The sequence below is a fragment of the Snodgrassella alvi genome (genome assembly GCF_002777425.1).
Taxonomy (GTDB): Bacteria; Pseudomonadota; Gammaproteobacteria; order Burkholderiales; family Neisseriaceae; genus Snodgrassella; species Snodgrassella alvi_B.
Genome location: NZ_MDVC01000054.1, coordinates 88,411 through 103,813, shown reverse-complemented (window position 1 = coordinate 103,813; position 15,403 = coordinate 88,411). Strand labels below are relative to the sequence as shown.

Genomic DNA, 15,403 nt, shown 5'->3' with positions numbered 1-15,403 from the left:
CCGAACCCAGCCCGATAATTCCAGCCACCGCAAACATCCACCTACAACTGCCACTGTCGGAAAAAGCAGACTTAATCACGAGACAATGCATCAATCGGATTCAGTTGCGAAGCCCGTTTGGCCGGCATAAAACCAAACAATACCCCAATCACAGTGGAACACAGTACCGCCATTACAATAGAAAGCGTTGAAAACGACATGGCAAAATCGGTGGCCACAAGATTAAACAGCATACTGATGGCAAAAGAAAACAATACGCCTACCACCCCGCCAATCAGACAAATCAGCACCGCCTCAATCAGAAACTGCTCAAGAATATTGTGCTGACGCGCCCCGATGGCCATACGGATACCAATTTCCTTTACCCGCTCAGTTACCGACACCAGCATGATATTCATCACCCCGATACCACCCACTACCAGTGAAATCAGGGCAATACTGGAAATCAGTAAAGTCATGGTACCGGTGGTGCTTTCAATGGTTTGCTTGATGGTATCGCTGTTACGGGTAAAAAAGTCTTCCGTACCATGACGGGCTTTCAGCAACTCAATAATGCCTTTTTCGGCCGTTTGCGAATTAACATTATCTTTTACCTTTACCGTTACCGAAGTAATGTATTTCGAGCCGGAAATCCGATTCATCAGCGTAGTATAGGGGGTATAGAGTTGCAAACTGTCACTATCCATAAAGCTATTATTGTTCGGTGCCGTCACCCCTATCACCCGTAATGGCCGTTTATTAAACAAAATCACCTGCCCCAGTGGATTAGTGCCATCAGCAAACAGCTTGTTTTTGGTGTTGTTATCAATCACCACCACCTGACCATTCTGAGTAACATCATCTTCATTAAACAGGCTGCCAACAGCAATTTTAATACCGCGTACATCGAAATACTGGTCACCGACTCCATATAGCTGCGCAGAAAGTGACTGATTATCATATGTTAACGTGCCACTGGTACTTACTCCCGGAGTAACACTGTCAACATAATCCTGCTGTTTCAATGTTTCCGCATCGCCCACAGTCAGGGTTTTAATCCGGGATGAACGGCGATCGCCAAATCCATAGCCCGGATAAACCGTAACCGTATTTGTGCCCATAGCATTAATGTTTTCCAGAATTTTTGCCTGCGAGCCTCGTCCCAGCGCCACCACTGAAACCACCGAAGCAATACCGATGATAATCCCGAGCATGGTGAGAAAGGAACGCATCTTATGCGCCATAATTGCCTGAATGGACATGCGAAACGACTCAAATAGCTGGTCGCGGTAAAAATGCCAGGAGTTATGCTCTGCAATACTTTCAACGTTGCTGGGGGGAATGCTTGTATTTTTGCTGTGGTCGGCAATAATGCGCCCATCGCGTATTTCAATCACCCGATTGGCATTGGCAGCGATAGTTGGATCATGGGTTACCATTACAATGGTATGGCCTGCATCATGCAGTTTATGCAGAATTTCCATCACATTTTGCCCGCTGCCGGTATCCAGTGCACCGGTAGGTTCATCCGCCAGGATGATTTCACCACCATTCATCAGCGCCCGGGCAATACTAACCCGCTGCTGCTGACCACCAGAAAGTTCGCTGGGGCGATTTTCTTCCTTACCGGCCAGTCCGAGCTGCGCCAGCAATTCATCTGCCCGTTTCAGCCGCTCGCCATGTTCCATACCCGCATACACAGCAGGCAAGGCTACATTTTCGCGGGCAGTTAACGAACTGAGCAGGTTATAACGCTGAAAAATAAAACCAAAGCTACGACGGCGCAAAGCGGCCTGCTCGTCCGCAGTCATGGTCGCGGTTTCCACGCCATCAATCCTGTATGAACCGCTGGATGGCACATCCAGACAACCAATGATATTCATCAGAGTAGATTTACCGGAACCAGACTGGCCGATAATGGCCACAAAATCGCCTTTTTCGATACTCAGGTTGATATCCTTAAGCACCTGTACCCGGTTTTCACCATGGCCAAACCAGCGATTGATGGCCTTAATTTCCAATAAACTCATGACTTACATTCTCGAGCCGCGCATTTTCGGGTCTCTGCTAACGCCATTTCTGGCTTCAGCACTGCTTAGTGCCGATAACACCACCTGATCACCTGCATTCAAACCAGATTTCACTTCCGTACGCATCCCATCAGTAATACCGGTCTGAATCTGTTTTTCCTGTACCTGCTGGTCATTGCCCAATACCTGCACTACTTTTTTGCCTCGTCGATGCTTGATAGCCTGATTGGATACTGTGAGCACATTAGTGGCAGATTTCACCAGTATATTATTCTGAGTAGTCATACCAATATGCAGCGCACCGTCATCATTCGGAACCAGTGCGCGGGCATAGTAATAAATAGCCGTATCGGTGGTGTCAGTACTGGTGTTGTAACCGCCTTGCGACATTTTGGTTAAGCCCGGGTCTACTGCTTCGAGCGTAGCATTACGCACCTTACTGTTATCCGCCAGCGTAGTGAAAGTTAAATGCATGCCCGCTTTAACCTTGTTCATGTCTCCCTCTGCAATCTGCATTTTATTCAGCATTTTGCTCAAATCGGCCAGCTGAACAATAGTCGGCGTATTCTGGCTGGAATTTACCGTTTGCCCTTCTTCTACCGGAATGGAAACCACTGTGCCATCCATCGGCGCAGTAATACGCGTATAGCCCAAATCTGCTTCGGAAGTATTAATCGCAATCTGGGTTTGCCGAATCTGAGATTTCAGCTCGGCCACATTGGCGCGTGCCGCGGCCAGATTGTCTTGCGCATTATCAAAGTCTGCTTTGGATGTAGCATCCTGAGCCATTAGAGCCTGTTCGCGCTCAAATGCCCGCTTCTTCATCTTCAAGGCGATTTCAGCCGATACCAGCTGTGCCCGGTAAGTATCCAGCTTGGCTTTATTGGTGTTGAGCGTGTTTAACTGAGTAGTTGAATCGATATCCGCAATCAAATCACCCTTTTTCACCTGCTGCCCCAATTTGACATACAATTTTTTAATCTGGCCTGACGCCTGTGCACCCACGTCAACTAGCTGAGCTGCGGCAATTTCACCGGTAGCATTGACCGTCTGGCTTATATCACTGCGGCGCACCTCATCAGTAACAAAATTCATCTGGTTTTTAGGTTTGAAAAACAGGCTCCACAATACTGCGGCCAGCAGCACCAAAACCAGTAACCACACTACCCTTTTAACCCATTTTTTTTTCATCTGCTTCATTATCCGTATAACACTCAAGCATTTTTGCCCTAATTAATACATGGTGGCAAAAGATTAAAATTGTAAAGGATGCAAACCATTCTCATCAACATATCTTTCAGATATAACCATAAGTCTGCTATAAGACAGATAAAATACAGTGTTTATTAACCATTATTTACCTTAGCCGAAATTTTTCTCATTCTGCACAGAATTAAAACCTATTATGCTTTGACAACGCCAGCACAACTGATTAAGCTGCGCAGCTTTGTGTTCATAGTATTGAAAAAAAGCACTAACGGTTTACAATCAAAACAATAATGTGAGCATCAGCGTGCCGATAAATCATTCTGGCACCCACAAGAAAGCAGTTTGGAACATACCATAATGACTAATTCAACCATTCGCCGGGCAGTGTATGCTGGCAGTTTTGACCCGCCCACCAATGGCCATTTATGGATGATTCGTGAAGCCCAGCCATTGTTTGATGAACTGACTGTTGCTATCGGGGTTAATCCGGAAAAAACCACGACGTATTCAATCGAAGAACGCAAGCAAATGCTGCGGGCAATTACTGCCAATTTTCCCAATGTGAAAATCTCCTGCTTTGAGAACCAGTATCTGGTTAATTATGCGCGCAGTATAGGGGCGGATTTCATCGTGCGCGGCATTCGTACCGCCTCAGACTATGAATATGAGCGCTCTATGCGCCACATCAATCATGATTTACAGCCGGATATATCCACTATTTTTCTGATGCCGCCACGTGAATATGCCGAGGTTTCCTCAACCATGGTTAAAGGCATGGTAGGCCCGCAAAACTGGCAAGCAATGATACGCCGCTATGTACCTGATGCTGTTTATGAAAAAATCATGCAGGATCATATGTACCATGAGCGTTGAACATTGCCCTACCATCAAAATTCATAACCATCAGAACCACAAAACCATAGCTTAAATGCTGGCTTAGCATTTGGTTCCTATAATATACAGAGCTTTAATAATGGCTTCTAATCCAGAGAAGGAGCCATTATTCGCAGACAGGATTTTTCATAACATTGCTTTCTGCCCATCTATTTTCCATGTAAGTGGGGCAACCGTGCTGTACGCACTAGCTGAAAAATGCTATCGTGCCAAATCCACATTCTGTTGTTACCTTTAAGTGTATTAATATAGCTGTAATGCAGTGGCTTAACACCAACTATGCGGAATATCATCAATACACGTACTATATTTTCGCCCCGTTCGGCTCATAGTCGGGTTATAAAATCAGTGCGCCACTTTACAAAATCTTTACCGCTACCGTACAATCATTTTAGTATCTGATTCTATTCCTTATTTCGTTACAGTCGTACAAACCTGAACCGTATGACAAGTTTCTTCTGTCTTACGTATTAGCAGATAAATATTCTTACCATCACATCTATAAGGAGTAGCAGCACATGGCTTACCAATCTATTAATCCGTTTAATAACGAACTCATAAAAACCTTCACCAATCACACTGATGCTGAAGTAGAAAGCGCACTGACGCAGGCCTATGCCTTGTATCAGTCTGCATGGGCACAACCAGAAAACATTGCCGACAGACAGGCCTTACTGCGCCGTCTGGCTGATGTCATGACCATGCATCAGGACAAAATTGCCCGTACCATCACACTGGATATGGGTAAACGTCTGGCTGAAAGCCGCAATGAAGTTGCCTGTTGCATTGACATAGTACAGTACTATGCAAAACAGGCTGCCGAACTACTTAAACCAGTAGCCTATCCTAGCAAACTGGGCAAGGGCTGGGTAGAACATCATCCTATTGGCATTATTCTGGCTATCGAACCGTGGAACTTTCCGATTTATCAACTGATTCGCGTGATTGCTCCGGCAATAGCAGTGGGTAATCCGGTAATGGCCAAACATGCCAGCAATGTACCGCAGTGTGCGCAGCTGGTAGAAGATTTACTGCGCGAAGCCAATGCACCGGCTGGCGCCTATACCAATCTGTTTGTCAGCCCAGACCAGATTGCCACCATCATCAGCGACAAACGGGTACAGGGTGTTGCTCTTACCGGTTCCGAAGGTGCCGGCAGCGTTGTGGCCGGACAGGCCGGCAGCAAGCTGAAAAAAGCCACCATGGAACTGGGCGGCAATGATGTATTCGTGGTTACAGATGATGCAGATGTGGTAGCTGCTGCACATACCGCAGTAGGCGGCCGACTGTATAACGCCGGACAGGTATGCACTGCGGCAAAACGTTATATCGTGCACGAAAAAGTGGCGCAGCAGTTTATTCAAATTGTTCAGGACGACTTTGCCAAAGTAATAATGGGCGATCCACTGGATGAAAATACTACTCTGGCTCCGCTTTCCTCACGTAAAAGCAAAGAAAATTTGCAGAAACAGCTTGATGCAGCCATTACCCATGGTGCTAAAGTATTGTGTGGTAATCAGCCAGCCGATGGCAACTTCTTCACTCCTACCCTGATTACCGATATCAGCCGTGATAATCCAGCTTATTTTGAAGAATTTTTTGGCCCAGTAGCTCAGTTATATGTGGTTAAAAATGACGATGAAGCCATTGCACTGGCTAATGATTCCAACTTTGGCCTGGGTGGCACCGTTTACTCAAAAGATATTGAACGGGCGAAAAAAATAGCTTCCCGAATTGAAACCGGGATGGTATTTATCAACCGCTTTGGCGATTCAGTAGCTGAATTACCATTTGGCGGAGTAAAGCGCTCCGGTTTTGGGCGTGAGCTGAGTGATTTAGGTATAAAAGAGTTTGTTAATCACAAACTGGTAGTTATTGGTCAGGAATAATTTTTCCTGTTTGCCTGTTAAAAAAGCAGTCTGGAACCTCAGACTGCTTTTTAGCAAATGAAAATACTGCTTTATCATAACCAGCAGCAACAGCCATGCCGGCTAATCACTTCTGTATATTGAATTCCACCTGCTCAGGTAAACCTTTTGGCACAATCAATAATACAAACGGGCGCATCTGATAGCCCAGCACCGCGCCAGAGCGGATACGCAGATTTAATATCAACCTGTCCTGCACACGGTTTAGTGCCAATGGCATAATATCCAGTTGCTGCTGCACTATTCCTGCATCAAATACCAATACATCCTGAGTGGTAAAATCGATTGGTGTTGGATTTCCGGCTTTACCCATGGTAGCAGCCATAGCAAAATAACGGGCAAACTCTTCTGCGGAGGTAATATGCCGTGGTACTGACTTGGTTACCGTATTTTTAATAAAGTAATTTTTGGCCTGCTGGTAAGAAACCGGTATGGCTAATTGATTCCGTACCTGAGCAGAAGCATTGGCTGCCATGGCCGTTGAATAACTACAACCACTCAGCGAGCCAGCCAGCAACAGACCAAACAACATAGAGTAAACATGACAACGCACGGCATACCTCCTGTCAGGTTCAGTAAAAACTACTGCTGCTTAAAGGCCAGCCATGCCAGAATCAGCCAGCCAATAATCATCAACACCCCGCCCACCGGCGTAATTGCACCCAGCCAGCGTGGCAAGCCCAAAGCCATCAGATACAGCGAGCCACAAAAAATAATCAGTCCCAACTGTAACAGGCAAAACGGTATTTTTACCGCAAAAGACGGCACAGCTTTTGCCAGCACACCCAGCGCCAGCAAACCGAGTGCATGCCAGAAAAAATATTGTGTGGCCGTATGCCACCATTGCAGTTGCTGCTCACTGGCCATGTGTTTTAACCCATGTGCACCAAATGCACCCAACATTACCGCCACAGCCAGATTAAACGCTGCCATACCTAACCACATAAATATCTCCCATCATTAACATAACCAGTAAGTCTGTTCAGCTTACTGCTGATTAGCTGTACAGCCACATTATTCAACCAGACAATCACAGTATAAAGGCCACAATTTCGGATAACAAATCACTTTACCAGCCAGCTCCTAAATCATTCAGCAACAGCCACTGCAAATCAGTACTATTCATAGCCGCTTTCAGATTGTCTTAACAACCAATAAAAAAACTGACCAATCTACCAGATTAGTCAGTTTTCAGCATTCAAACTTACATTAACTTTTTATCATATTATTTACAGCTGATACCAGCAATTTGCGGCGCTTTCGCCGTACCTACCTTAATGACACAGCTAGTAGTGCCGCTGCCAGATACAGTCAGATTACCGGCAGCCAGATTCATATTCAAAGGTTCTTTCACACCCATTTTCACCGCAGTGCTGGCCAGCTTCTGCACATCTTCCGGCTCATAAGCAGTATTATTGGCCGCTATCTTGATATCCTTGGCACCAGCACTTACCGCTACCAGCAGCCCTAAAGAAAGCATCAGGCCATTACGTATCAATTTATTCATCGGACTCCTTTCCGAAGAGAAAATCCACTAAACATACTAAAACAAAAGCGTAAGATTTTCCAGTAAAATTATTGTAACTTACCTCAAGCAAACAGCAATTAGCTTACTGCGACAATAAATGTTCTGGTTAATACCAGTATTATCACTCTGGCTACAAATAAAAAGGCTGTATACCCAACTTGCAGTATACAGCTAACTAAAGAAACTTTTAAATCAAATAAATAGTGTATATCGGCGCAAACCAAATCAGCATACTATTCTCTGTTAGTGTGATTGATGGTCTAGTGCATCTCTGTCCTGCTGATATTCACCCCACAAAGCATTTACCACTCCCAACAGTATGGCAAAACCAATTCCTAAACACCAGGCAAAATACCACATAAATACTCCTTGATTTGTGCTTTTCCTGCCAGCCACAGCGCCGGCAGGAAAAGCCATTTTTAATATGCACTGTGATCGTTCTTGCGAATCAGCTCACTAGTTACCTTGCCGCGCATTACCCGATAACACCAGCTGGTATAAAACAAAACAATCGGCACAAAAATAATTGCTGCTACCAACATCACGGTTAAGGTAAATTCACTGGAACTGGCATCCCACACCGTCAGGCTGGAACGCAGATCAGTACTGGACGGCATGATAAAGGGAAACATCGCCACACCGGCTGTACCGATTACCCCGGCCAGCCCCAGTGCAGACGACCAGAATGCTACAAAATTTTTGCCATTCTTGGCCAGCAACCACGCCAGAATAAAGCCTACATACGCCAGTACCGGAATCAGCAATAACAGCGGGTATTGCTGAAAATTATGCATCCATGCACCAGCAGCAGTCACCACCTGCTTATGCAATGGATCAGGAGAAGCAGCCGGTAAATAGCTTCCAGCCACAAGGCTATAACCCTTGATGCCCAAATCAATCCAAATACCGGCCAACGAAAACGTTATTACTACCACAATCAACGCAATTGTACTGGCTCGCAGCGCACGTTCTCTCACCACATCCTCAGTACGCAAAGCCAGATAAATTGCACCATGGAAAATAATCATCGCCGCAGATACCACACCACACAACAGACTGAACGGGTTGAGTAGCGCCCAGAATGTGCCGGTATAGAAAGAACGCAAATCATCATCAAAATGAAACGGCACCCCCAGCAGCAAATTGCCAAAAGCTACACCAAAAATCAGCGGTGGCACAAAACTGCCGACAAACAATAACCAGTCCCAACTGGAACGCCACAGAGAATTATTGATTTTACTGCGATAATCAAAACCTACTGGACGAAAGAACAAGGCCCACAACACGGCCATCATTGCCCAGTAAAAACCAGAAAAGGCTGTTGCATAGGCATAAGGCCAAGCTGCAAAAATAGCCCCGCCACCGGTAATAAACCATACCTGATTTCCATCCCAGTGCGGGCCTACCGTATTAATAATCACACGGCGTTCATTATCGCTTCTGCCTACAAACGGAAGCAGAGCACCTACGCCCAAATCTTGTCCGTCCATAATGGCAAAACCAATCAGCAAAACACCCAGCAACAGCCACCAAATGAATTTCAATACCGGATAATCTAAGAATTCCATGGTCTACTCCTAATGCTCTGCTTCATTGGCATAACGTCCCGTGCCCAGCGAGCCCGGCCCCTGACGCGAAAATCGTACCATCAGATATACTTCGACAATCAGCAATATCGTGTACAGCGTCACAAACCCAAAAATCGATCCCCAGATATTGGCTGCAGTTAACGAAGAAACAGAAAGATTGGTTGGCAGTACCCCATATACCGTCCATGGCTGGCGGCCATATTCCGCCACAAACCATCCGGCTTCACAAGCTAGCCAAGGTAATGGCAAACTCCAGAAAGTCCACTTGAGCAGCCAACGTTTTTCAGCAAAATTATTTTTAACCGAAGCATAAAAGGTCACAGCCATCAACAACAGCATCAGAAAACCACACAGTACCATGATGCGGAAACTCCAGAACATTGGTGTCACACGCGGAATGGTTTCTCGTGCTGCATGTGCAATATCCATTTCTGTAGCCTGACGCACATCCGGTACATAAGATTTCAGCAACAAACCAAAACCCAAATCATTACCATATTCTTTTAGAGTGGCCTGTGCCTGTGCATCAGTACGATTTTTCCGCAATGCTTCCAACGCAATTACCGCTTCACGACCATTGTGGATACGCTCAATATTTTCGGCAATAATTTCTTTAATCCCTGGAATCTGCTTATCCAGCGACCGAGTACCAATTAATCCCATTGCCCACGGAATTTTTACCGCAAAATCATTTTTCATTGCCTGCTCATTTGGTATAGCAATCAGATTAAATGAAGCCGGAGCCGGTTCGGTTTCCCACATGGCTTCCAGCGTAGCCATTTTGGTTTGTTGCGATTTACCAACTGTATAGCCAGACTCATCACCGAGCACAATCACCGACAGAATCGAAGCCATACCAAAAGCAACAGCAATACGGAAACTTTTCTTGGCAAATTCCACATCCTGACGTTTTAACAGATACCAAGCAGAAATAGACATCACAAAAATCGCACCGGTTACATAACCCGCAGAAACCGTATGTACAAACTTGTTCTGCGCCACCTCATTGAGAAAAATATCCGCAAAACTAGTCATTTCCATACGCATGGATTCAAAATTGAAATGTGCACCTATCGGTTCTTGCATCCAGCCATTAGCCACCAGAATCCATAATGCAGACAGATTAGTGCCCAAAGCCATCAGCACGGTAACCATAAGATGGCCGGGGCGACTTAGTCTCTCCCAACCAAAAAAGAACAAACCCACAAAGGAGGATTCCAGAAAAAAAGCCATCAGCCCTTCAATCGCCAACGGCGCACCGAATATATCACCCACATAATGAGAGTAATACGACCAGTTAGTGCCAAACTGGAATTCCATCGTAATTCCTGTGGTTACCCCCAGAGCAAAGTTGATACCGAATAACTTACCCCAGAAGCGCGTCATATCCTTATAAATCTGTTTGCCAGTTAACACATAAACCGATTCCATAATTACCAGAATCCAAGTCAGCCCTAGTGTCAGCGGCACAAACAAAAAATGATAAAGCGCAACCAGCGCAAACTGCAGTCTTGACAGTTCTACCAAATCCATAGCTTTGTTCCCTGTTCTATATTAAAAACTTTTATTCAGTTATTACACTTGCAGTGGCAATTACCAAATCATCCTAGTTTAATATAACAAAATGCTCTATCTAAATCGGGAAGATTAAACTTGGAATAAAAATTTCCTCATACAAATCTATATTCAAGCTTACAGCAAAAAAGCAAAAATCAAAATAAACACAACACCTATTGCCTATAGATAACTAATTTTTTACATTAACAATACAAATACCACATACATATAAGTATAAATTATAAAACAACGAGTTTCTTAATATTTATCCATACATAATTAACTTGATTTAAATCAAACTACACTCTCTTTTTCAAAAAAAAACAGCCACAATGTGGCTGTCAGAAAAATTAAATCAGCTAAACAGTTTATCAGGGTTAACTTCAACCCACATCCAACACCTGCGCATCCGGCCATGGATTCACCTGATGGCTGGCCACAATCAGAATCCCATGCTGCTGATGTCGCCTCAGCATTGCAGCCAGCGCCGTTTGAGTCTCTTCATCAATACCGGCAAAAGGTTCATCCAGAATCATCAGCGCATAAGGCCGCAACAACAGACGCGCCAGTGCAATCCGCCGTGCCTGCCCGCCAGACACCGCCGCACCATATTCACCCAAGGGCGTATCCAGCTTTTCAGGCTGATTTTCAGCCCATGCTGCCAGCCCGACACTGGCTAATACCGCCCATAACTCATCCTCAGTGGCCTCAGCCTTACCCAAACGCAGATTTTCAGCCAAAGTTAAATCAAATATATCAAGCTGCTGCGCCAGGTAGGCTACCTGTCCCTGCCATTGCCAAGCCGCAAATGGCTGCTGATTGCAGTACAGCTCACCACTTTCAGGTTGCAGCTCATCTGCCAAAACCGCCAATAGCGTTGATTTCCCCGCACCCGATGCTCCCTGTAACAGCAGAATATCGCCATTAATCACCTCAAAACTGATATTTTCGGCACCATTCAACGCACCTGGCCAGCGCGCGCATATTCCCCGCGCCTGCAAATGTAGTACTACCGGCAAGGCTGGTTTGGCAAATTCCGGTAATACCTGAGCTGGCACAAGAGCATTCAGACGCGCACAGGCTGCTCGACACAAGCCATATGTCATCATATTCATACCCAATAGCAGTACCAGTTCCGCAAACCCAAACACAGCCAGCAACAAAGCCAATAACATCGCTACTGATAAGCCGCCATGACCTAACTGCACACTTCCCTGCCACAACAGAATTGCCGCCGCTACAGCCAGACATACTTGCTGTAACAGCACTACCTTACCTGCCAGCCGCTGCTGGCGTAACTGGCCACTGACATAAATCCCGTCTTCAGCAAAAAAAGCAGTAGCAAAACGCGGCCATTGCTGCCACTGCAACAGTGCGGTTAACACTTCCAGTGGTTGCAGCAAAGCTGCACGTCGCTGCTCAGCCTGTGCAGCCTGCTGCCTGCCCCAGTTTTGTCCGCACCAAGCGGCCACGGCGGGAATAACGACTGTGGCCAGTAATAAGGGAACGCCCAGATACAATGCCAGCAACCCATTGGCTACAATCGCGGTCAGGTCAAGAATGCACAGCAGCACAATTAGTGCCCATAACCATGGCAGTACCACATTCAGCGGCCAGTTATTAAGAAGTTCAATATCACTGAGCAAACGATGCATCTGGCGAACAGATGCCGATTGCTGCTTACCTGCTGCCAGACGGGCAAACAGGCCACTGCGCAAATCAGCCAGCAAACCCAGTACCGCATCATGCGACCCCAGACGCTCCCCATAGCGGCCGGCAGTACGCACAATGGCCAGCAAACGGATAATCCCTGCCGGCGTAAAATAATTAAATGTATAGGCTGTAGCCAGACTCAGCAGCCCGGCCAGTCCGGCAGCAGTAATAAACCAGCCGGATAAAGCCAGCAAAGCAATACTGGCAATAGCCGTTGCCTGCCCTAACACCCACGCCAGTATCCAGGCGCCCTTGCGGCTCAATAAAAGATTCGATAATTTTAACTGCTGACCCGCCCACAACAAATGGTAACTCTTCATCATAATTGCTCCTGCTGGCCAGACAACACAATCTCTCGATCTACCCACCTCGCATAACTAACATCATGACTCACCAGCAACACCGTTTTGCCGATACTCAAGCGCGCCAGCAACTGCATAATATCTGCCGCAGTCTGTGCATCCAGATGAGCCGTTGGTTCGTCCAGCAGCCACAATGGCGCATTGCGCAACAGCATTTGTGCCAGTGCCAACCGCTGTAATTGCCCCCCAGACAAGCCCCGGCCGCGCTCCCCCAGTAACGTGGACATCTGTTTGGGTAAACGCTGTACCAGTTCCCACAGCCCTACCTGCTGCAACACCTGCTGCAACTGCTCATCAGTAGCAGCAGCACAGGCCAGACGCAGATTTTCCGCAATCGATAACGGCAGAATCGGCGGCGTTTGTGCCAGATAAGCTACTGACTGCCGCAACAGCGGCAAATTCAGATCAGCATAATTATGCTGATTAATCCACAAAGTACCCGAGTAAGGCGCAAACCCCAGCAAAGCCTGCAACAGACTGGACTTACCACTGCCACTTGCTCCGCTAAGCAGAACACGTTCGCCAGCTTGTACACTGAAACTGAATTGTGGCACACGAATACGCTTATCCCGTCCATACACCACTAAACATTCTGCCCGCAAGCACGGTGGAGTCTGTAACACAAAATCCACCTCAGCAGAAACGGCAGCCACATTATTTGCCACCTCACACAACGGAATTAATGCTTCTGCCGCCGCCTCAGCTTTGGCCTTATCATGATAATCTGCCCCAAGCTGGCGCAGCGGAGCATAAAATTCCGGTGCAAGCAATAGAATAAACAGTGCGCCCTGATAAGGTACCGGTATCTGACCATTGGCCCACGGCAACACCCCCAGCAGCCCTAGCCCCAGATAAACCGCCACCAGCGCAATCGCCAGCGCTGCAAACAATTCCAGCACCGCAGTAGACAGAAAAGCCAGACGTAACACCGTCATAGTGCGCACCCGATAAGACTCGGCAGCCGAATCAATGGCCTGCTGAGCCTGTCGCTGCGCCCCTAAACGGCGTAATGTCGGCAAACCGCGTAACAAATCCAGAAAACGCCCGCTTAAAGCTGCCAGAGCAGACAACTGCGCCCGGTTTTTACGTGCCGCAGCCTGCCCCAGCAAAATCATGAAAACCGGCACCAGCGGCGCAGTCAGCAGCAACAGAGCAGCAGCAAACGGACTATAAAAACATGTTGCCGCAGCAATCAATAACGGCATCAATGCCGCCAGCTGCTGTTGCAGCACATAACGGCTGAAATAGCCATCCAGAGCATCCACCTGTTCCAACACCAGCGTTGACAGTGCACCATCACTACCATACTGGCTGCGTTCCGGCCCCAGAAAAGCCAGTGCTTTTAATAATTGGCTGCGCAACTGCAACCGTATTGCTACACTGGCGCGCAACAGCAGCCGCTCCCGGACATAATTCAACAACGGCCGCAACAACCAACAAGCAAGCAGATAGGGTAAAAACTGCCGTAATGCCGCAGCCACCTGCTCACCATTGAGCCACAAAGCAAACAGATTGGCCAAAAGTGCACTTTGCACAATAATCAGTATCGCCACTGTAATCATCAGAACCCATGCCAGCCGAAACGAACGACGTTGCTGCTTTTGCCATAAACGCAGATAAAACCGTGGCGTGGATGGGTATAAATTCTGTCTAGCCAATCTGTTTGCCCCCTTACATAAAACCTTCAAAACATTTTGTCCAAAACTATGCAGTCACAATCGCCTGCGGTGAAACGCGCCCAAGCTGCCAGTGCTGCACTGCCCAGCCAAGCAAATCAGCCAGACTATCCACTTGCGGAGCCTGCGGTAGCCCCAGATAAACCAGAACCTGCCGCAATAAGGCCTCGCGTTTGCGCAGATCTAATGCTGGCGCCTGCGTCTGTTTCGACCATTTCTGTCCCAGCGCATTGGTTAACAGTGGCAAATGGGCATAGTTGGGCTGAGGCAAACCCAGTAACTGCTGTAAATAAATCTGACGCGGTGTAGACACCAGTAAATCCTGCCCGCGCACCACATGATTAACACCTTGCGCAGCATCATCCACCACCACAGCCAACTGATAAGCCCAAAAACCATCAGCCCGTAACAACACAAAATCACCCACATCACCGGCCAGATACTGCTGCTGCCAGCCCTGTATCGCGTCCTGAAAACTGATTAACTTTGCCCCAACCCGCAAGCGCCAAGCCGGTATCTTATTAGTACACAAATGTGTATCTGCTCCCAGTGAGGCACAACGCCCACTGTAAATAACACCATCCACACCCATACCCTGTGCTTCAGCCTGCACTATTTTACGGCTGCAATAACACGGATAGACCAGCTCATGTGCACGCAACTGTGCTAGAGCCGCCTCATACAAATGATGACGTTTACTCTGATACACCACTTCACCATCCCAATGCAGGGCAAAAGCTTCCAGCGTGGCCAGAATGGCGGTGGACGCACCGGGCATTTCCCGTGGCGGATCCAAATCTTCCATACGCACTAGCCAACGGCCATGCTGGCTGCGCGCATCCAAATACGAAGCTACCGCTGTTAACAGCGAACCAATATGCAATAAACCCGTAGGACTGGGAGCAAAACGCCCTACATACAACTCAGCCACAGACAAC

At 47.1% G+C, this 15,403-nt stretch carries 13 protein-coding genes; 2 read left to right on the top strand and 11 right to left on the bottom strand.

Going from position 1 to position 15,403, the window contains the following annotated elements; all coding sequences use genetic code 11:
* Positions 1-71: 71 nt before the first annotated feature.
* Positions 72-2,009, bottom strand: coding sequence for a MacB family efflux pump subunit (locus BGI33_RS04185; RefSeq protein ID WP_100090070.1), 1,938 nt, complete (start codon positions 2,007-2,009; stop codon positions 72-74).
* A gap of 3 nt (positions 2,010-2,012) precedes the next feature.
* Complete coding sequence (locus BGI33_RS04180) at positions 2,013-3,209, bottom strand: efflux RND transporter periplasmic adaptor subunit (RefSeq protein WP_373885186.1); 1,197 nt, start codon at positions 3,207-3,209, stop codon at positions 2,013-2,015.
* A 366-nt stretch (positions 3,210-3,575) separates the two neighbouring features.
* On the opposite strand from BGI33_RS04180, the gene coaD reads away from it, so the two are divergent.
* The gene (gene coaD / locus BGI33_RS04175) at positions 3,576-4,091 is read left to right on the top strand and encodes a pantetheine-phosphate adenylyltransferase (RefSeq protein ID WP_100090069.1); all 516 of its coding nucleotides are present in this window, start codon (positions 3,576-3,578) and stop codon (positions 4,089-4,091) included.
* A gap of 539 nt (positions 4,092-4,630) precedes the next feature.
* Complete coding sequence (locus tag BGI33_RS04170; protein WP_100090068.1) at positions 4,631-6,001, top strand: NAD-dependent succinate-semialdehyde dehydrogenase; 1,371 nt, start codon at positions 4,631-4,633, stop codon at positions 5,999-6,001.
* A 106-nt stretch (positions 6,002-6,107) separates the two neighbouring features.
* Here the strand turns inward: BGI33_RS04170 and BGI33_RS04165 are convergent, their stop codons facing one another.
* The 9 genes from BGI33_RS04165 to gluQRS all read right to left on the bottom strand — a co-directional run bounded on the left by BGI33_RS04165 (position 6,108) and on the right by gluQRS (position 15,387).
* The gene (locus tag BGI33_RS04165) at positions 6,108-6,593 is read right to left on the bottom strand and encodes a hypothetical protein (RefSeq protein ID WP_143557264.1); all 486 of its coding nucleotides are present in this window, start codon (positions 6,591-6,593) and stop codon (positions 6,108-6,110) included.
* 29 nt (positions 6,594-6,622) lie between these two features.
* A complete protein-coding gene (locus tag BGI33_RS04160) occupies positions 6,623-6,985 on the bottom strand; it encodes a DUF423 domain-containing protein (protein WP_100090066.1) in 363 nt (120 codons plus the stop codon).
* Between the two features lie 280 nt (positions 6,986-7,265).
* On the bottom strand, positions 7,266-7,547 hold the full coding sequence (locus BGI33_RS04155; RefSeq protein WP_100090065.1) for a hypothetical protein: 282 nt from the start codon (positions 7,545-7,547) through the stop codon (positions 7,266-7,268).
* Between the two features lie 264 nt (positions 7,548-7,811).
* Positions 7,812-7,928, bottom strand: coding sequence for a cytochrome bd-I oxidase subunit CydX (gene cydX / locus BGI33_RS04150; RefSeq protein WP_100090112.1), 117 nt, complete (start codon positions 7,926-7,928; stop codon positions 7,812-7,814).
* 59 nt (positions 7,929-7,987) lie between these two features.
* Positions 7,988-9,136, bottom strand: coding sequence for a cytochrome d ubiquinol oxidase subunit II (gene cydB / locus BGI33_RS04145; protein WP_100090064.1), 1,149 nt, complete (start codon positions 9,134-9,136; stop codon positions 7,988-7,990).
* A gap of 9 nt (positions 9,137-9,145) precedes the next feature.
* Complete coding sequence (locus BGI33_RS04140) at positions 9,146-10,690, bottom strand: cytochrome ubiquinol oxidase subunit I (RefSeq protein ID WP_100090063.1); 1,545 nt, start codon at positions 10,688-10,690, stop codon at positions 9,146-9,148.
* 407 nt (positions 10,691-11,097) lie between these two features.
* Positions 11,098-12,750: an amino acid ABC transporter ATP-binding/permease protein gene (locus BGI33_RS04135; protein WP_100090062.1), complete on the bottom strand. Its 1,653-nt coding sequence runs from the start codon at positions 12,748-12,750 to the stop codon at positions 11,098-11,100.
* Positions 12,747-14,447: a thiol reductant ABC exporter subunit CydD gene (gene cydD, locus BGI33_RS04130; RefSeq protein WP_100114229.1), complete on the bottom strand. Its 1,701-nt coding sequence runs from the start codon at positions 14,445-14,447 to the stop codon at positions 12,747-12,749. The genes BGI33_RS04135 and cydD overlap by 4 nt, the downstream gene beginning before the upstream one ends.
* 46 nt (positions 14,448-14,493) lie before the next feature.
* On the bottom strand, positions 14,494-15,387 hold the full coding sequence (gluQRS, locus tag BGI33_RS04125) for a tRNA glutamyl-Q(34) synthetase GluQRS (RefSeq protein WP_100090111.1): 894 nt from the start codon (positions 15,385-15,387) through the stop codon (positions 14,494-14,496).
* Between the last annotated feature and the right edge of the window lie 16 nt (positions 15,388-15,403).